Raw genomic sequence first — 19764 nt, forward strand, 5'->3', positions numbered from 1 at the left:
GAATTCCGACAGGTTGCTTGACAATAAGGCTCCCGCTTCAAAAGCCGCATCCTCGACAGCATGCGGCATTGGAGCTAGATGATTTAGGCGATAACCGCTTTCCGTTCTTTTGTGAACGGGCAATATGATCTGGATTTGATGACCACCGAGGCGAGAAAACCCATCATCTCCGATCGTCTTGCGCGAAAGTTCCGCCTCGGCTCCGGTTTGATCATTTTCGTCTTCGTGATCATGCATCTGGCCAATCATTCGCTCGGATTGATTTCGCTGAGCGTCGCCGATCACGCGCAGCACTGGTTCATGGCCGTCTGGCGCAATCCGGTGGGCACCGTTCTTCTCTACGGCGCGCTGATCGTTCATATCCTGCTCGTCCTGCGCATGCTTTACAAGCGCCGCACTCTGGTCATGCCGGCCGGTGAGGCCTTCCAGATCGTCACCGGTTTGCTGGTTCCGGTTCTTTTGATCGACCACATCATCGGTACGCGCATCCTGCATGATATCTACGGCTATCAGGACAATTACCGCGCTATCGTCCACAGTCTCTGGATCACATCGCCGGCAAACGGCGTGCGCCAGGCGGTCGTGCTGGTGGTCGTCTGGATCCATGGCTGTATCGGTATCCATTTCTGGCTGCGATACCGCTCCTGGTATACGGCTATCGCACCCCTCATGCTGTCTTTCGCCATCGTCCTGCCCGTTCTCGCTTTGCTCGGTTTCGCCGCCATGGGCCGAACAGTGTCGCATGAGGCGGCGCAGAATGACGAACGCGGTTTTCGGGGCGGTTATTACAGCGACATGCGCAGCTATGGCGAAGCCGGGTCCATACCCGGCAGGCGGATGGTCAGCGCCATATGGCCCTATCGCGTGGGTTTCTACGGCGCCTTCAGCGCATCGATCATCAGCCTTTTTGCTTTCCGCACTCATCGCAAGCTGCGCGAACGGCAGCATCAGTTCGCGGTACGCTATGCCGGCGGCGAAGTCGTGTATGCGCCCCGCGGCTTCACCGTGCTCGAAGCAAGCCGCCTCGGCGGCATCCCGCATTATTCCGTCTGCGGCGGCAAGGGCCAGTGTTCCACCTGCCGCGTCCAGATCATCGAGGGCGCGGATAATCTGCCGCCGCCCGAAGCGCTGGAACAGAAGACGCTGAACCGCATCGGCGCCACGCCGGACGTCCGCCTCGCCTGCCAGTTACGTCCGACAGGAAACGTCAGCGTCCTGCCCCTTCTGACGCCGATGGCGGAATCTAACATTCCCGTCTACAGCCAGACGGCAAGCCCCGGCCGCGAGCGTGAGATCGTCGTCTTTTTCTGCGATCTGCGGCATTTCACGACACTGACCGAATCGCGCCTGCCCTTCGATATCGTCTTCCTGCTCAACCGCTATTTCGCGATCGTCGGGCGTATCATCGAAGTTAATGGCGGCCGGATGGACAAGTTTATCGGCGACGGCGCCATGGCCCTGTTCGGCCTGCGCACCACGCCGCAGGAAGCCAACCGGCAGGCGCTCAAAGCAGCCGCCGAGATCATCAGGGAGATCGGCAAACTCGGCGAGGAGCTGGCAGACGAGCTATCGGTCCCCCTCGAAGTCGTCGTCGGTCTTCATACTGGCTTGGCCGTGGTCGGTTCGATGGGCTATGGCAACGTCAAGAACGTGACGGCGATCGGCGACACCGTGAATGTGGCGAGCCGCCTGGAAAGCGTCGCCAAAGAATTTAGCCGCGCCCTGGTCTTCTCCGAGCCGGTGGCGACCCTTTCCGGCATCGATATCGCCGGCATCGAAAGCCGGGAGATCGCCGTTCGCGGCCGCGGCGAGCCTTTGCGCGTCTATATCGTTCCGAAGGAGGAGAGCGGTCGCTTTGCATAGGCCGTTCGGGCGTGTAGGGATGGCCACCATGTCCGACCGTAAGATTTTGACCGCCAAGTACTGGAGACGAACCCTTCGCAAGATCAGGGATCGCATCGCCACACGCTTATTCGATACACGTCTCGGCCGTGAGATCTTGATCAGCGCCATCGGCCCGCGCGTGAAGACGATGACGGTCGATTGCGGTGATCATGTTCTAACCTTCTCGCCCGCTGACTACATCGGCCGTAAAGTGTTTCGCAAAGGCCATTTCGAGCGCGATCATGTCGACCGGTTGCTGACGATTCTGCGCGAGAGCGGTCTGCTGAGAAAGGGCACGGTGCTACTCGAACTCGGGGGCAATATCGGTACTCAGACCAGCTACTTCGCCCTAAGCGGCGCGTATCGCCATATCGTTACCATCGAGCCGGACCCGCGTAATTTTCGGCTTCTGTCCGTCAATATCGCCGATAACGGCATGCAGGATATGGTCACGGCGTTCAATTGCGCCGCTGGCGATCGCGAAGGACAGCTCGATTTCTACCTGAACCATAAGAACCACGGCAAAAGCAGCGTCTTTCGCCAGAGCGCAAGTGACGAAAAGATCTCCGTACCCGTCCGTCCCGTCGCCGATATTCTTGCCGATATCGGCATCGAGGCCGCCGATATCGGGCTGATCTGGATGGATATCGAGGGTTACGAGCCCGTTGCCGTCAGGTCGATGCAGGCGTTGATGGCCCGCAAAGTGCCGCTCTATATGGAGTTTACGCCCACCTTTTACGGCCGGGATCAGGCGATCACCTTCGTCGCCGATCTCGCCGGCTATTACGCCGAATGCCTCGTCTTTTTCGAGGACCGCAGCGTGGCGATGAAGGTTACCGACCTGCCGGTCGAAGGCGACCAGTTCGACGTGTTGTTCCTGCGCTGACGGCTATCTGCGGCGATAGATGAAATAGCGCCCCTCTTTCACACCTGACGGCAAGGACAGTGCTTCGAGATCGGGATGATCGAGCGGCAGGCCGCTGACAGCGAGACCATGCGATGCGAGAACACCGGCCATGATTTCGGGCAGCCAAGTCAGTGTCACCGCGTCCTTGTCCTCGTAACCTGTGCCGATATCGGCATGGGCGAGCGATGCGCCGACACCGATGAAATCTCTGGCGGTGTCCTTGATTTCGCCGAGCACGAGATTGCCGTCCTCCGGCATTGACGAGCCGTAGGCATGGGCAGCCCGATCGAAGGCGACGACGCGGCGATCCGGAAAAAGCTCGCGCAGATGATCGAAGGTGCGGCCGTTGCCGAGCCCAAGCTCCAATACGGGGCCGTCGAGCGCTTTGACCTCATCGACAACGGCATTGAGAATATCTCGCTGTGCGGTCAGGCGGCGGATGAAACTATCCAGGCGGCTCATTCGTATACGTCCTTGGCGTCGTGGTGTCTCTCCCGCAGCCGGAGTAGCATGGCGAATGATACCGCGTCGACCGCCTGCTGGTTTTTCGATGCAGTTGTTGTAGGGATATGCGTCGCGCGGTTAAGGGGGATGTCATGGCCGATCTATCGAACGACGATTTCTTCCGTACTTTGTCGGTTTTCACCGATTTCGAAGGCGTCACCGACAGCAATAATTATCAGCCGCTTCCCGAGGACTGGCTCCTGGCGGTGGCCGATATCGTCAGCTCGACCAAGGCGATCGCATCGGGCCACTACAAATCCGTCAACATGGCTGGCGCCAGCGTGATTTCAGCCGTGCTCAACGCGCTGGACAATGGCGACTATCCCTTTGTCTTTGGCGGCGACGGCGCTCTGGTGGCCATTCCTCCCTCCGGTGAGGATCGTGTGCGGCAGGCACTGGCCGCGGTGCGGACATGGGTCACGGAGGAGTTGGAGCTCAGCCTGCGTACCGCGCTGGTGCCGATGGCGGACGTTCGCGCCGAGGGGCTGGATGTGCGGGTCGCCCGCTTCAGCCCCAGTGACTTCGTCTCCTATGCCATGTTTTCCGGCGGCGGCGCGAGCTGGGCGGAAAAGCAGATGAAGGCGGGACGCTTTGCGGTCGAAGCAGCGCCACAGGAGACGCGGCCGGATCTGACCGGTCTCTCCTGCCGATGGAATCCGATCGACGCGCATAATGGCGAGATCGTCTCGATCATCGCCGTTCCCGATGCTGCCGGCAACGGCCCCGAGTTCCAACGCCTCGTTGCCGATATCATCGCCATTTCCATGGAGCAGAACCGCGGCGGCCATCCCGTGCCGGTCGAAGGGCCGACACCGGCACTTGCCTTCGAAGGCGCCGATATCGAGGCCCGCGCAACGGCGTCGGTCGCCAATCGCTGGCTGCGGAAACTTTCGATCGCCGCCCAGATCGTTGTCATCTATATCCTCGACAAGTTCGGCATTCGCGCGGCAACCTTCGATGCCAAGATCTACCGGCGTGACCTTGCCGCAAATTCCGATTTTCGCAAATTCGACGATGGCCTGAAGATGACCATCGACGTGGACGCCGCGCATCTTTCCCGGATTGAAGCTCGGTTGCGCGAGGCCGAAGCCGCAGGCGTCTGCCGCTACGGCCTGCATCGGCAGCAAAGCGCACTGATGACCTGTTTCGTGCCGACGCCGCTGATGCGCGATCACATGCATTTCATCGACGGGGCCAGCGGCGGCTATGCGATGGCGGCTATGGCATTGCGGGAAAAGTTGCGTGCCGCCGTTTCTCCGGCGTTGGATGCACCGCTGGCCTCGCCCGGCACACCATGAGGTTTTTCTCTATGGGAAAATTTTCTTTAGCCGCATCGTTTTTGGCCATTGTTTCAGCGGCATGAGAGGCTTATCTAAACAAGAACAAAACGAGAGCCGGCAGTTCTGGCGGCCCTTTTTTGTTGTGCCATGTGTCCACCAGGACGCGTAGAAGGCGCAGCAAATTTTTCACGGCGCCGGCAAAATTCAAACCTTCTGGGAAAATGTGCCGTCGTCTGTTGCATGGTTCGCTCATTCGACCCGTGCCAAAATGCTTGGACACGACCTCAACGCCGCGCCCATATCATTTGGTAGATGGCGCGTTGCCGGGTCGGAGCATTTGGGATTGCAAGGAATAGGCCACGGGATGATGACCGTTCATTCGAGTGTTTCCGATATTTTTCTCGACAAGGTCGCCGAATGGCTGACACAGTCGGCGCTGACAGGCGAAAATCTTGAGAGCATCGTTCGCGGCTTTTGCGAACGCATCGCCGCTTCAGGCCTGCCGATCGCCCGCGTGCATCTGACCTTTTCGATGCTGCATCCGCTCTATGATGCCCTCGGCTTCACCTGGCGCCGCGCCGGTGGCCTGACGATCGAAGGCTATCGGCATGTGAACGACAAGCCGGAGCGCTTCGTGCAGAGCCCCTATTATTATCTGCTCTCCAACAATCTCCTGCACCTGCGCCGTCGCGTCGATGTCGACGGGCCGCTGGAGTTTCCCGTCTTCGAGGACCTGCGCAAGGAGAAGATCACCGACTATATCGCCTTTGTGCAGACCTTCGGCGCCGGTTCCGCCCAGGGCATGATGGGCTCTTGGTCGACCGACAGCATCAGCGGCTTCAGTGAGGAGATGATCGGCGCGCTGATGCGCATGCAGAACCATCTCGCCATGGCCGCCAAGATGGCGGTGCTTGGCAAGCTCGCCAACAATATGCTCACCACCTACCTCGGCGGCGACGCCGGCAAGCGCGTGCTGAATGGGCAAATCCGCCGCGGCGACGGCGAGACGATCCGCGCCGCCCTCGTCATGGGCGACATGCGGCAATCGACCCTCTATGCCGAGAAAGAAGGGCGCCAAGCCTATATCGATACGCTGAACGAATTCTTCGACGCCATCGCTGCGCCGTTCAACCGTAACGGCGGGGAGATCTTGAGTTTCCTTGGCGACGGTTTCCTTGCCGTCTATCCCTGCGGGCGGCACAAGGACCCCTCCAAGGTCGCCTGCGAGGCGGCACTGTCAGCCGTTTTCCATGCGCAGGGCCGTGTTGCCGCCCTCAACAAGGATCGCAAGACGCGAGGCCTCAGCGAAGTGCGCTACGGCATCGGTCTGCATGTCGGCAATGTCATGTTCGGCAATGTCGGGCTGAAGGATCGCCTGACCTTCTCCGCCTTCGGCGCCGCCGTCAATGAAGTGCAGCGGCTGCAATCGCTGACCAAGAAGTATTCGACGGAGGTGGTCGCAAGCCAGGCCTTTGCGGGCTACACCGGCGGCGAATGGGTAACGCTCGGCGAAGAGAGATTGCGCGGCGTCCGCCAACGCTTCACGGTCGTACATCCGAAAGCCATAGCCGATGCAAATGGGACGACGGAAGTCTTTCATGATGTGGCCGCCGACGGCTTGTCGGAGGCGGAACAGGTCATCCTGCTGCACCGGGATGCCAAGAAGTTCGAGAACCGCCAGCAAGTCGAGAAGTTCATCCAGTGACATTCAGGAGCTCATAGTTGAGCATCCTCCTATAGATCACTGGAAAAGCGACAGTTTTTTAACGGTTGATGCACAGCCCTTTGACTAACTGGACACCCGTTATGGGCTACGTTAGTGTGCCATACGGGGCCATAAGGTCGTGTAAGCGGGAACTACTATAGTATGGCGTCAGGGACTGATTTATTGCGTATCGAGAACCTCGACGTCTCGTTCTCGATCTACGGCGACAAGTTGCGGGTGGTCAAAAGCGCCAATCTCCGGGTGCTTCCCGGTAAGGTAACGGCGCTGGTGGGCGAGTCCGGTTCCGGCAAATCGATCATCAGCCAGTCGATCATGGGTATCCTGCCGACACCGGCTAAGGCAACGGGCCGCATTCTTTTTACTGATCCGCTCGATGGCGTGACAACCGACGTTCTGCAGTTGCCACGCGACAGCATGGAGATGCGCCAGCTTCGCGGCGCGCGTATGGCCAATATTTTTCAAGAGCCGATGACCTCGCTCTCGCCGCTGCATACGGTTGGCAATCAGATCAGCGAGGCGCTTCGCATCCATAATCCGGCCATCAGCAAGGCCGAGCAGCGCGAAAAGACCGAGGAGATGCTGGGCCTCGTCGGCTTTCAGAACCCGCACCGCACCTTCGACATGTACCCGTTCGAACTGTCCGGCGGCATGCGTCAGCGCGCGATGATCGCCATGGCGCTGATCTGCAATCCGGCGCTTCTCATCGCCGACGAGCCAACGACGGCATTGGACGTTACGATCCAGGCGCAGATCCTCGGCCTGCTGCGCAACCTGCAGCAAAAGTTCAACATGGCCATACTGCTGATCACCCATGATCTTGGCGTCGTCGCCAATATGGCCGACGAGGTCGTGGTCATCTATCATGGCGAGATCATGGAGGTCGGACCGGTCGATACGATCTTCCGCCAGCCACAGCATCGATATCTGAAGGCGTTGATGTCGGCGGTGCCGCATTTCGACATGAAACCCGGGGAGCGGCTGAAATCGCTTCGCGACGTGCCGGTCAATATCGGCACGTTCTCGGGCAAGAAGAAATCGGCCAAGACCAACGGCGACGCCGCGCAGATGCTGCTCTCGGTGCGCAATCTCACCAAGACCTATACCTCGAAAGGAAGCGGGCTGTTCGGACGGCGGGCGGGCACGAAGTTCCGCGCCGTCGACGATGTCAGCTTCGACATCCGCCGCGGCGAATGTCTGGGCCTCGTCGGCGAAAGCGGATGCGGGAAGACGACGATTAGCAAGATTTTGATGCGCGCCGTCAGCGCGGATGACGGTTCGGTGACGTTCGACGACGGCGACGGCAAGATCGATGTGCTGGCGGTCAAGGGCGACGATCTCATGGAGCTCCGGACCAAGATCCAGATGGTATTCCAGGATCCGGTTTCATCCCTGTCACCGCGCATGACGATCCGCAATATTCTGAGTGAACCCCTTGAAATCCATGAGCACGGCGACAGCAGTGAGCGCAAGGAGAAGGTCAAGGGACTGATGCAGGCGATCGGGCTCGATCAGCACTATTTGAGCCGCTACCCCCACAGCTTTTCCGGCGGCCAGCGCCAGCGCATCGGCATCGCCCGCGCCCTGGCGCTCGGGCCGAAGCTCCTGATCCTCGACGAGCCCGTCTCGGCGCTCGACGTCTCAGTTCAGGCGCAGATCCTCAATCTTCTCAAGGATTTGCAGAAGGAACTTGGCCTCACTTATCTATTCATCTCGCACAATCTCGCCGTCGTCGACTATATGGCGGACCGCATCGCCGTCATGGCCCGCGGCCGCATCGTCGAAATCGCGCCGCGGGAGATCATCCTGCGCGATCCCGTCCATCCCTACACCCGCTCTCTGCTCGCAGCAGTCCCCTTCCCCGATCTCGACCGGCCGCTTGATTTCTCCGCCTTGAATGCCGAAGGTCCGGCCGCCAAGCAGAGTTGGGGGCCGCAATTTGCAGAGGACGAAGGCGGTGACCTCGCCTACGCCGATCTTGGCGGCGGTCATTTCGTGCGCGCTCGCCGCGGCGCCGATGTTCAGGAATTACGCACGTGGTAACCCGTCGAACCTTTCTCGGTTTTCTTGCATCTTCCGTGTTGCCGCTGCCGGCTGTCGCGGCGGATGCCGACAATGAACCCGACTTCCTGCACGACTGGCTGCGGGCCGGCCAGATGCCGCCGCTGGCGCAGCGCCTGCCGAAGATGCCCCGTATCATCAATCTCGCCGCACTCGGTCGCGAGCGCGGCCGCTATGGCGGCTCGATACGCATGCTCATCGGCGGCCAGAACGATCTGCGTCTTATGAATGTCTACGGTTATGCCCGTCTGGTGGGTTATGATCAGACGCTGACGCTGCAGCCGGATATCCTCGAATCCTACACGGTTGAAAACGACTGTATTTTCACCTTCAAGCTGCGTGAGGGTCATAAGTGGTCGGACGGCCATCCGTTCACATCAGACGATTTCCGCTATTGGTGGGAAGATGTCATTCTGAACAAGAAGTTGACGCCGGGCGGTGGCGCGCTGGAGCTGCGTCCGCATGGCGATCTGCCGCGCTTCGAAGTCATCGATGAGCTGACCGTGCGTTATAGCTGGGACCAGCCCAATCCGTATTTCCTGCCAAATCTTGCCGCGCCGCAAGCCTTGGTGCTGGTCGGCCCCAGCCATTATCTCAAGCAGTTCCATCCGAAATATCAAGACGATATCCGCCTTTCGGCGCTTATGAAGCAGTATCGCGTCAAGAAAGTCGCTGACCTGCACATCAAGATGGCCCGCGTCTATCGTCAGGAAAATCCCGAGCTGCCGGTGCTGGATCCCTGGCACAACACGACCGCACCGCCGGCCGAGCAATTCGTGTTCGAGCGCAATCCCTATTTCCATCGCATCGATGAAAACGGCAAGCAATTGCCGTATGTCGATCGCTTTGTTCTAAACGTCAGCTCATCCGCGATCATTTCGGCCAAGGCCGGCACCGGCGAAAGCGATTTGCAGGCGACCGGTATCGATTTCGACGACTACACCTTCCTGCGGGACGCGGAGAAACGTTATCCGATCAAGGTCAATCTTTGGAAGGCGACGCGCGGGTCGCGCGTGGCGCTGATGCCAAACCTCAATAGCGCCGATCCGGTCTGGCGGCAGGTGTTGTGCGACGTGCGGGTGCGCCGCGCCTTGTCGCTGGCTATCGACCGCCACGAGATCAATATGGCGGTTTTCTATGGCCTCGGCACCGAAAGCGCCGACACCGTGCTGCCGGAAAGCCCGCTCTATAAGCCGGAATATGCCAAGGCCTGGATCGCCCATGATCCGGCCCAGGCCAACACCTTGCTCGATGCCGCCGGCCTCGATAAGCGCGATGCGGACGGCATTCGCCTGCTGCCGGATGGTCGACGGGCAGAAATCACCGTTGAGACCGCCGGCGAAAGCACCCTCGACACCGATGTGCTGGAGCTCGTCATCGACCACTGGCGCAAAGTCGGCATCGCGCTCTTCACCCGCACATCGCAGCGCGACATCTTCCGCAGCCGCGCCATGGGCGGGCGCGTCATGATGTCGATCTGGTACGGCCTCGACAATGGAGTGGCGACCGCCGACATGAATCCCGGCCAGCTTGCGCCGACCATGGACGACCAGATGCAATGGCCGCTCTGGGGCATGTATTATCTCTCCCGCGGCACTCAGGGCACGGCACCCGATCTGCCGGAGGTCAAGAAGCTCGTCGAGCTGCTGGGAAAATGGGGCGAGTCGACTTCATCCTTCGAGCGGGCCGGAATCTGGCATCAGATGCTGGAGCTCTATACCGATCAGGTCTTTTCCATCGGCCTGATCAATGGCACGCTGCAGCCGGTCGTGCGTGCGTCACGTTTGCAGAATGTGCCGGAAAAAGCGCTCTACGGTTTCGATCCGACCTGCTATCTCGGCGTCTATATGCCTGACACCTTCTGGCTGAAGGAGGATCAACCGCGTGTTTAAATATATCCTTTGGCGCCTTGCGGTGATGGTTCCGACGCTGCTCGTCATCTCGATGTTGGTCTTCACCATCATCCAGTTGCCGCCAGGCGATTTCTTCGAAAGCCAGATCGCCGAACTTCGCGCGCAGGGCGAGAGTGCCAATCTGCAAGAGATCCAGGATCTTCGCCACGAATACGGGCTCGATAAGCCCATTGCCTTGCAATATGTCTATTGGGTCGCCGGCATGCTGCATGGCGATTTCGGCTATTCCTTCGAATATCAACTGCCGGTCTCGGAGGTCGTCGGCGACAGGTTGTGGCTGACGATCCTTGTTTCGATGACGACGATCATGTTGACGTGGCTGGTCGCCTTCCCCATCGGCATCTACTCCGCCACCCATCAATATAGCTGGGGTGACTACGGCCTGACTTTCCTCGGCCTGCTCGGCATCGCAATTCCGAATTTCATGCTGGCGCTGATCCTGATGTATTTCGCCAATATCTGGTTCGGCGTCACCATCGGCCATCTGATGGATCAGAAATATCTATCGCAGCCGATGAGCTGGGAAAAGGCGCGCTCGATCCTCTCGCATCTGTGGATTCCCGTCATCATCGTCGGCACTGCTGGCACCGCCGGCATGATCAGACGCCTGCGCGCCAACCTGCTCGACGAAATGCAGAAGCAATATGTCATCACCGCCCGCGCGAAGGGGTTGCACCCGCTCCGGGCACTGGTGAAATATCCACTGCGCATGGCGCTTAATTTCTTCGTCGCCGATATTGGCTCGATCCTGCCGTCGATCATTTCCGGCGCCGAAATCACCGCCATCGTGCTGTCTCTGGAGACGACCGGGCCGATGCTGATCAAGGCGTTGCAAAGCCAGGATATGTATCTCGCCGGCTCGTTCCTGATGTTCCTCGCTTTCCTGAACGTTATCGGCGTGTTGATCTCCGATATCGCCCTCGGCTTCCTCGATCCCCGCATCCGCTTGCAAGGCAGGAGCACAAAGTGAACGCACCCCTGCCGCGCCCAGGCGCCCCGCTAGAGCATTACGTTTCAACCGCCGCCTTCGATCCGGAGCAGTTCGAGGCCATGTCGGCCGGTCAGGCGCGTTACTACCAGGCCTCGCAGAAGCGGCTGATGTGGTGGAAGTTCAAGCGGCACAAGCTTGCTCTCGCCTCCGGCATCTTCCTGCTGCTGCTTTACGCCATGATTCTGATTTCGGAATTCCTGGCGCCCTACGGCCTGCATACCCGCAATGTCGAATACATTCATTCGCCACCGCAGAGGGTGCATTTCTTCAACAACGGCGAATTCGTCGGCCCCTTCGTCTATGGCCGCAAGATGACGCTCAATCTCGATACGTTGCGGCGGATCTATACCGACAAGACTGAGGACGTGCAGCCGATCCGCTTCTTCTGTCATGGCGACGCCTATCGTTTCTGGGGTCTTGTGGACGCGAACATCCATCTGGTCTGCCCCGCCGTCGGCGGCCAAATGTTCCTGCTCGGCACCGACCGACTGGGTCGCGACGTACTGTCCCGTATCATCTATGGCGCGCGCATCTCCCTGACGATCGGACTGATCGGCATCGCCATCAGCTTCGTGCTCGGGATCGTCATCGGCGGGCTCGCGGGCTATCATGGCGGTGTTTTCGACCTTCTCGTCCAACGGGTCATCGAAGTGCTGCAGTCGTTGCCGAGCCTGCCCTTGTGGATGGCGCTAGCGGCGATCATGCCGGTGACCTGGAGCCCCATCATCGTCTATTTCGGCATCACCATCATCCTCGGTATTCTCGATTGGACCGGACTGGCACGCGCAGTTCGTTCCAAGCTCTTGTCTTTGCGCGAAGAGGACTATGTACTTGCTGCACAATTGATGGGTGCAAGCTCGCCGCGTATTATTGCGCGTCATCTTATACCAGGCTTCATGTCGCATCTGATCGCGACGGCGACGATTTCGATCCCCAGCATGATCCTTGGCGAAACCGCGCTGAGCTTCCTGGGGCTCGGTCTTCGCCCCCCGATCACAAGTTGGGGCATTCTGCTGACGGAGGCAAAGAACGTCAGCGTCATCGCATTTTACCCGTGGCTCCTTTTCCCGATGGTCCCGGTAATTTTGGTCATTTTGGCGTTCAACTTTTTAGGAGACGGCTTGCGCGACGCGGCCGATCCCTACAAATAGCGGAAAGCGTGGCCAGAAATGAGTTGCAATTCGAAGAGCGGCCGCGGACGTCGTTTGCTGACAACGTGCGAAAATGACTTTCATTCCTGAGGTTTTGCCCATGAAGCGGCGCTTAGAAGATGCTCGAATCCTCATGTATAGTCATGACACGTTCGGTCTCGGTCACCTCAGGCGGTGTCGAACCATCGCGCACGCGCTTGTCGAGGATTATCGCGGGCTGAACGTCCTGATCGTTTCCGGCGCGACGATCGCCGGTGCTTTCGATTATCGAGCGCGAGTCGATTTCGTGAAGGTGCCGAGCGTCATCAAACTGCGCGACGGTGAATATACGTCGATGGCAAGCCATATCGATCTTCAGGAAACGCTGAAGATGCGCCAGTCGATCATCCGCCACACCGCGGAGACCTTTCAGCCCGACATCTTCATCGTCGACAAGGAGCCGATGGGCCTGAAGGGCGAGGTCGAGGAGACCCTGCAATATCTGAAGGCGCGCGGCACGACGCTCGTGCTCGGCATGCGCGACGTCATGGACGCGCCGCACCTGTTGGAAGCGGAGTGGAAGAAAAACAACGCCCTGCAGAAGATCGATCAGTTTTACGATCGCGTCTGGGTCTATGGCCCGCCGGATTTCCATGATCCGCTTGTCGGCCTCGATGTGCCGCCCGGCGTGCGCCGGAAGATGGAGTTCGTCGGATTCCTGCAGCGTAGTGTATCCACCTTGGGCACGAAGTCGGAACATGTGCCTGACGAGGATTACATTCTGGTCACGACCGGCGGCGGTGGCGACGGCGCCGATCTGGTCAGCGATGTCATCGGCGCTTTCGAGCATGACAATACGCTACAACACAAGACGTTGATCGTGCTTGGTCCCTACATGCCGGCCAAGGAGCGTAACCAGTTGCTGGAGCGCGCGAGTAAAATTGCCTGTCTGCAGGTGATCGAGTTCGACAACAAGATGGAAGAGCTGATCGCCGGCGCCAAAGGCGTCGTCGCCATGGGCGGCTACAACACCTATTGCGAGATACTGTCCTTCGACAAGCCGGCGCTGATCATTCCGCGTACGCGCCCACGCGAGGAACAGTTGATCCGCGCTCAGCGGGCAAGCGAGCTCGGCCTTGTCGACATGCTGCTGCCGGAGGAGTCTGCCGATCCGAAACAGCTTGCGGCGGCGCTAAAGCGCTTGCCAACCCGCGCACCACCATCGGCGAGCGGCGGGAACATGCGGCTGGAAGGTCTGGTCCATATTTCCCGCATCGTCGGCGAATGGTTTGACGACCGCGACCACTATCCGCCACTGTCGATCGTCGCCGAATAGAGCATCGGAACCGATCGATGCGGAAAAAAATCCTGGTGGTCCTCAAGGGCTACCCCCGCTTGTCCGAGACCTTCATCGCACAGGAGCTGCTTGGCCTGGAGCGAGCCGGCTTCGACCTGACGCTGATCTCGATGCGCAAGCCGACGGACAAGAAGCGCCATCCTGTCCATGATGAGATCAAGGCGCGGGTCGTTTACCTGCCGGAATATCTGCACAACGAGCCGCTGCGCGTGCTGCGCGCCTTCCTGGCCGGGATCAGAAAGCCCGGTTTCAAGCCATTGCTGAGGCAGTTCTGGGCCGATCTCAAGCGCGACATCACGCCGAACCGCGTTCGACGTTTCGGCCAGGCGCTGGTGCTGGCGCATGAATGGCCCGACAATGGCGAGTGGCTGCATGCGCATTTCATCCATACGCCAGCCTCGGTGACCGCCTATGCCAGCATCATGACGGGTATTCCCTGGACGTGCTCGGCGCATGCCAAGGATATCTGGACCTCGCCGGACTGGGAGCTGTCGGAAAAGCTCGAACGCGCCCGCTGGACGGTGACCTGCACGCGCAGCGGCTTTGAACACATGTGTGATCTGACCGCAATGCCCGAGAATGTACACCTCAGCTATCACGGCCTCGATCTCGCACGTTTCTCGCCCTTCACAGGCCACCACTCCGATCGCGATGGTTCGCAGGCACTGGAACCCGCTCTGCTGCTCAGCGTCGGGCGTGCGGTGGAGAAGAAGGGTTACGATGTGCTGCTGAGGGCATTGGCGCTGCTGCCCGCCGATCTCCATTGGCGCTTTACCCATATTGGCGGCGGCGATGGGCTGGCGAAGCTGAAGGCGCTCGCCGAGACGCTGGGCATTACCGACCGCATCACCTGGAAAGGCGCGATGGCGCAGGAGGATGTGCTGGCACAATACCGCCAGGCGGATCTCTTCGCCCTTGCCTGCCGTGTGGCGGCGGATGGCGACCGCGACGGTCTGCCGAACGTGCTGGTCGAGGCGTCCAGCCAGCGCCTGGCCTGCCTCTCCACCAATATTTCCGGCGTGCCGGAGCTGGTGACCGATGGCGAAAATGGCTTCGTCGTGCCGCCGGAAGATCCGAAGGCGCTGGCGGCGGCAATGGAACGGGCGATACGCAACCCGGCGCTGCGCCATCGGCTCGGCGACGCCGCCGAGAAACGGGTGCGCGAGCATTTCGACCATCATTCCAGCATCTGGCAATTGACGCGACTGTTCGAGGATCAGTGGCAAAAAGAAGAGCAATGGCGCAAATCCGCATGACGCCCCTCCACACGTCGTCCCCCCGCGTTTTTTTCTATGTTCAGCACTTGCTCGGCATCGGCCATCTCGCCCGCGCCAGCCGTATCGCCAGCGCCATGGCGAAGGATGGTTGCGAGGTAACGGTCGTTACCGGCGGCGTGCCGGTGAACGGCTTTCCTGGTCCGGATGTCACCTCCGTCACCCTGCCGCCGGTGGTGGCCAGCAGCGCCGGTTTCTCCGGACTCGCCGATCAGTTGGGAAATGCCGTCGGCGAGGACTTTCTGGCCGCGCGCCGCGACCAATTGCTGGATGCTTTTCGGACGGCTTCGCCTGATATCGTCATCATCGAGGCATTTCCTTTCGGCCGCCGTCAAATGCGCTTCGAACTCCTGCCGCTGCTCGATGCCGTCGCGAGAGCCAATCCGAAGCCGAAACTCTACACCTCGGTGCGCGATATCCTGCAGCAGCAGAAGAAGCCGGGGCGCGATGAAGAGACGGTGGCGCTGCTGCGGGATCATTTCGATGGCGTTCTCGTCCATGGCGATCCCAATTTCGTTCGACTGGAGGAGACATTTCCGCTCACCTCGGCGATATCCGACAAGATCACCTATACCGGCCTGGTAGCGCCGCCACTGCCGCCCGAGCCGCCCGAGATCTTCGACATCGTGGTTTCCGCCGGCGGCGGTGCCGTCGGGCACGACCTGATCCGCGCCTCGTTGGAGGCGGCAAGCCGCGTGGCCGTCGATCGCCGCTGGCTGCTGGTCACGGGGCCGAACCTGCCGGAGCAGGATTTCGCGGCATTGACGGGGGATGCGCCCGGCAATGTCGACCTCGTCCGTTTCCGCAAGGATTTCCCGTCCTTGCTGAGGGGGGCAGAACTGTCGATCTCGCAGGCGGGCTATAACACGGTCGGCGATCTCCTCGTCACCGGCTGCCGCTCCATCCTGGTTCCGTTCACGGCGGGCGGCGAGACGGAGCAATCGGTGCGCGCCGAGCGGCTGGAGAAGCTCGGGCTAGCACTGGCCTTGCCGGAAGCGGGGTTGACGACGGATCAGCTCGCCGATGCGGTGGAGACAGCGCTGTCGAGGCCGAAACCGTCAAACCCTGATATCGATCTTGCCGGCGCCGAGCGAACCTCGGCGGTCATTCGCCAGAGATAACGGTTGCAGCAATGAATCCGTCACAATACCTATCGTTTTGCCCCCTCGTTTTCTGCGATCCTGTGATATAAATTGAAAAATCAATGAATCGGAAGGGCGCCTGGACGAAAGACCGGGCGACGTTTCGTTTTCAAGATGGGGCGCGCATTCACGATGAACTCCTCCCGCACCTCTGCAACATCGGCGTCAACACCGGCGGCGAAGACTGTTGAATTTGGAAGCATGCAATAAGCGATGGAAAAAAGTCTAGCGCGTTACATCTGGTCGAATACCCGGCTGGAGCAAATCTGGATCCTGACGATCGTCGCCGCTTCGATGATCCCTTACTTTCTGTCCTTCGACTTGCCGAAGCAGATCGTCAATGGGCCAATCCAGGGCAAGGGTTTCGAACGTCCGGGTCAAACCCAGACCTTCATGCACATTTCTTTCGACGTGCCGGTGCTCGGGCACTTCGAAGTCTTTCAGGGCCTGCAGCTCACCCGTTTTTGGATGCTGATCGCGCTCAGCCTGGTCTTCCTGGCGCTTGTTATCCTCAATGGTCTCTTCAAGCTTTATATCAACACCTATAAGGGCCGGCTGGGCGAGCGCATGCTGCGCCGCATTCGCTTCGAGCTGATCGACCGCGTGCTGCGTTTCCCGCCCGCGCATTTCAAGCGGGTGAAGCCGGCCGAAATCGCCACCATGATCAAGGACGAGGTGGAGCCGATGGGCGGCTTCACTGGCGACGCTTTCGTGCAGCCGGCGCTTCTCGGTGGCCAGGCGATCACCGCGCTCGTGTTCATCATCATGCAGAATTTCTGGCTGGGCATGATCGCCGCGGGCATCGTCGCAGTGCAGGCGGTCGTCATCCCGCGCATGCGCAAGCGGCTGCTGGAACTTGGACGTCAACGGCAGCTCACTGCGCGCGAACTGTCCGGCCGTGTCGGCGAAATCGTCGAAGGCATAGGCACCATCCATGCCAACGATACCACCAACCTGGAGCGCGCCGACATCGCCTATCGTCTCGGGCTGATCTTCTCGATCCGCTACGACCTCTATCAGTGGAAGTTCCTGGTGAAATTCATCAACAACTTCCTCGCTCAGGTCACGCCCTTCCTGTTCTATTCCATCGGTGGCTTCTTTGCGCTGCAGGGCCGGCTCGATATCGGCCAGCTCGTGGCTGTCATCAACGCCTACAAGGACCTGCCGGGGCCGCTGAAGGAACTCATCGACTGGGATCAATCGCGCCAGGACGTGCAGGTCAAATACAATCAGGTCGTCGAGCAGTTCAGCGTGGATGGCCTGATCGAACCGAAGATCCAGGTTATCTCGCCCGCGCCCGCCGGCCGCATCACCCATCCGCTGGTCGCAACCAATCTCACGGTGATCGACGACAGCGGTGCCCGCGTGCTGGATCACGTCTCCGTCGAGATCCATCCCGGCGAAACGGTCGCGATCGTCGGCGACAGCGGCGCCGGTGGCGAATACCTTGCCGAAGCGCTCGGTCGACTGGTCTGGCCGGATACCGGCCGCATCTCCATCGATGGCCGCGACTTGCTGGAACTGCCGGAATCGCTGACGGGGCGGCGTATCGCCTATGCCTCGTCGGACACCTTCTTCTTCCACGGTACGTTGCGCAACAATCTTCTCTATGGCCTGAAGCATGCGCCGCTGACCGCGGCCGATTATGACGACGAGGCGGCCACCAAGCTCAAATGGCAGATGGCAGAGGCACGCCGCGCCGGCAATCCAGAGCTGGATCTCAGCAGCGACTGGGTCGATTATGGCGCTGCCGGCGCCACCGGTCCGGATGATATCTATTCGGTCATCCGCCCTGTTCTCGATGCTGTCGCCATGTCCCAGGATATTCTCGACATGGCGCTACGCTCGAATGTCGATACGACCGCGCATGATGATCTTACCTCTCGTATCGTCGAGCTGCGCCAGGCGCTACGCGTCAGACTGCAGGAGGAAAATCTCGACGGGCTTGTCGTGCCGTTCGAATTTGACACCTACAATCCGCAGGCAACCGTCGGCGAAAACCTGTTGTTCGGTACGCTGAAGCGGCCGCTGATGACCAACCGCAAGCTCGCCGCTCATCCCTATTTCCAGAAGCTGTTTACGGATACCGGCCTCGAGACCGACCTCTACGACATGGGCCTGGAGATCGCCGAGAACGCCGTCGAACTCTTCACCGATCTGCCGCCGGATCACCCCTTCTTCCAGCAACTCACCTTCATGACCGCGGAGGATATCCCGACATACGAAGCGTTGCTGCAGAAGCTGAACGGCAAGGGCTTCAGCGCCGCGACGCCCGATGAGCGAGTGGCCATCATCCGCCTCAGCTTCTCCTACATCGAACCCCGTCACCGCTTCGGTCTCCTGACGCAGACGCTGATGGACAAGATCGTCAAGGCGCGCGCCAAGTTCCATGAACATATCCCGGCTGATCTCGCGCGCGTGATCGAGCGCTACGACCCCGAGCGCTTCACCGCCTCGGCGACATTGATGGACAACGTGCTTTTCGGCCGAATTGCCCACCAGCAGGCCGATGCGCCCGAGCGTATCCACACCATCCTGTATGATGTCTTCGAACGGCTGGGCATGCAGGATAGCGTATTGTCGATCGGCCTCGATTTCGACGTTGGTTCCGGCGGCAAGCGGCTGACCAACGTGCAGCGGCAGAAACTCAATCTTGGCCGCGCCTTGCTGAAGCGGGCAGATTACATCATCTGCAACCGGCCGCTGCCGGCGCTCGACCATCGCGTTCAGGATCAGATCGCCCGCGCTGTCCTGACGGGGCTCGACAGAAGCGAATATGCGCCCGCCGTCGTCTGGGTCCTATCCAATCCGGGCTTTGCGGAGCTGTTTGATCGCGTTCTGGTTTTCGATCGCGGCAGCCTGGTTGAAAGCGGCACCTCCACCGATCTTTTAGAGAAAAACGGTATGTTCAAAGAACTGTTATCGTAATATCCTATTGCAACGGTGGTATCTGGGGCCCGACACTGGGGGTTTGAAGCTCATGCTTCTGAAAGACGAAGTTGAAATGCTAAAGCGGGTGCCGATTTTTTCGCGCATCGCACCCGCAAAGTTGAAGCTTTTGGCATTCACGTCGGATCGCGTCAGCTACAATGCCGGTCAAGTTTTGTTTCATCAGGGCGACCAGGGCGATGCCGCCTACGTTGTTCTTTCCGGAACTGCTGATATTCTTGTCGATAGCCCGGCTGGAGAGATCAAGGTCGCCGAAGTCGACATCAACTCCATCGTCGGTGAAATCGCCATTCTCTGCGACGTCTCCCGCACCGCTACCGTCAAGGCGACGTCGCGGCTGGAGGCGCTGAAGATCAGCAAGGAGCATTTCCTGAAACTGCTCAGCGATTTTCCCGAAATGGCCGTCGAAATCATGCGCGTCCTCGCCGACCGCCTCAATCACACCACCTCCGAACTCACCGCCGCCCGTAGCCGCCAGAACCAACAGCAGTCAGTGTCTACGCATTGAGATTTAGTCGTTGTGCCGACCTTTTCAGGTCTCGCGCGAGTGCATACTTCATCCGCAAGCACCCGCTTTGATGGGCACCGTTCCCTTTACTCATAGCCATGGGCGAGGATGATGCGGCGTGCCGCTACCTCCATCGCATGA

Annotated in this window: 14 protein-coding genes; 13 read left to right on the forward strand and 1 reads right to left on the reverse strand. The window is 59.8% G+C overall.

Annotation, left to right across the window (positions count from 1 at the left end):
* Nucleotides 1-138 precede the first annotated feature (138 nt).
* Both PH547_RS14720 and PH547_RS14725 read left to right on the forward strand, forming a co-directional pair.
* Nucleotides 139-1863: an adenylate/guanylate cyclase domain-containing protein gene (locus PH547_RS14720; RefSeq protein ID WP_285168684.1), complete on the forward strand. Its 1725-nt coding sequence runs from the start codon at nucleotides 139-141 to the stop codon at nucleotides 1861-1863.
* Between the two features lie 28 nt (nucleotides 1864-1891).
* Nucleotides 1892-2770: an FkbM family methyltransferase gene (locus PH547_RS14725; protein ID WP_285168685.1), complete on the forward strand. Its 879-nt coding sequence runs from the start codon at nucleotides 1892-1894 to the stop codon at nucleotides 2768-2770.
* Nucleotides 2771-2773: 3 nt separating this feature from the next.
* On the opposite strand, the gene PH547_RS14730 is transcribed toward PH547_RS14725, so the two are convergent.
* A complete protein-coding gene (locus PH547_RS14730) occupies nucleotides 2774-3253 on the reverse strand; it encodes a class I SAM-dependent methyltransferase (RefSeq protein ID WP_285168686.1) in 480 nt (159 codons plus the stop codon).
* A gap of 134 nt (nucleotides 3254-3387) precedes the next feature.
* Between PH547_RS14730 and PH547_RS14735 the strand changes: the two genes are divergently transcribed.
* The 11 genes from PH547_RS14735 (at nucleotide 3388) to PH547_RS14785 (ending at nucleotide 19623) form a co-directional block, all read left to right on the forward strand.
* The gene (locus PH547_RS14735; RefSeq protein WP_285168687.1) at nucleotides 3388-4593 is read left to right on the forward strand and encodes a DUF3095 domain-containing protein; all 1206 of its coding nucleotides are present in this window, start codon (nucleotides 3388-3390) and stop codon (nucleotides 4591-4593) included.
* 346 nt (nucleotides 4594-4939) lie between these two features.
* Entirely contained in the window at nucleotides 4940-6280 is a 1341-nt protein-coding gene (locus tag PH547_RS14740; protein WP_199773648.1) for an adenylate/guanylate cyclase domain-containing protein, read from the forward strand.
* 162 nt (nucleotides 6281-6442) lie between these two features.
* On the forward strand, nucleotides 6443-8341 hold the full coding sequence (locus PH547_RS14745) for an ABC transporter ATP-binding protein (protein WP_283054127.1): 1899 nt from the start codon (nucleotides 6443-6445) through the stop codon (nucleotides 8339-8341).
* On the forward strand, nucleotides 8335-10251 hold the full coding sequence (locus PH547_RS14750) for an ABC transporter substrate-binding protein (RefSeq protein ID WP_285168688.1): 1917 nt from the start codon (nucleotides 8335-8337) through the stop codon (nucleotides 10249-10251). Before PH547_RS14745 ends, PH547_RS14750 begins: the two co-directional genes overlap by 7 nt.
* Nucleotides 10244-11242 (forward strand): ABC transporter permease, encoded by a 999-nt coding sequence (locus PH547_RS14755; protein ID WP_104826673.1) that lies wholly within the window; start codon nucleotides 10244-10246, stop codon nucleotides 11240-11242. Before PH547_RS14750 ends, PH547_RS14755 begins: the two co-directional genes overlap by 8 nt.
* A complete protein-coding gene (locus PH547_RS14760) occupies nucleotides 11239-12414 on the forward strand; it encodes an ABC transporter permease (protein WP_104826672.1) in 1176 nt (391 codons plus the stop codon). The genes PH547_RS14755 and PH547_RS14760 overlap by 4 nt, the downstream gene beginning before the upstream one ends.
* A gap of 100 nt (nucleotides 12415-12514) precedes the next feature.
* On the forward strand, nucleotides 12515-13729 hold the full coding sequence (locus PH547_RS14765; RefSeq protein ID WP_104826671.1) for a glycosyltransferase family protein: 1215 nt from the start codon (nucleotides 12515-12517) through the stop codon (nucleotides 13727-13729).
* Between the two features lie 17 nt (nucleotides 13730-13746).
* Nucleotides 13747-15006, forward strand: coding sequence for a glycosyltransferase (locus tag PH547_RS14770; RefSeq protein WP_104826670.1), 1260 nt, complete (start codon nucleotides 13747-13749; stop codon nucleotides 15004-15006).
* Nucleotides 14988-16145, forward strand: a complete 1158-nt coding sequence (locus PH547_RS14775) for a glycosyltransferase family protein (RefSeq protein WP_245464182.1) — start codon at nucleotides 14988-14990, stop codon at nucleotides 16143-16145. Before PH547_RS14770 ends, PH547_RS14775 begins: the two co-directional genes overlap by 19 nt.
* 234 nt (nucleotides 16146-16379) lie before the next feature.
* Nucleotides 16380-19094, forward strand: a complete 2715-nt coding sequence (locus tag PH547_RS14780) for an ABC transporter ATP-binding protein (protein WP_285168691.1) — start codon at nucleotides 16380-16382, stop codon at nucleotides 19092-19094.
* A 52-nt stretch (nucleotides 19095-19146) separates the two neighbouring features.
* Complete coding sequence (locus PH547_RS14785) at nucleotides 19147-19623, forward strand: cyclic nucleotide-binding domain-containing protein (RefSeq protein ID WP_104826668.1); 477 nt, start codon at nucleotides 19147-19149, stop codon at nucleotides 19621-19623.
* Nucleotides 19624-19764: the final 141 nt, after the last annotated feature.

The organism is Rhizobium cerradonense, from assembly GCF_030182455.1.
Taxonomy (GTDB): Bacteria; Pseudomonadota; Alphaproteobacteria; order Rhizobiales; family Rhizobiaceae; genus Rhizobium.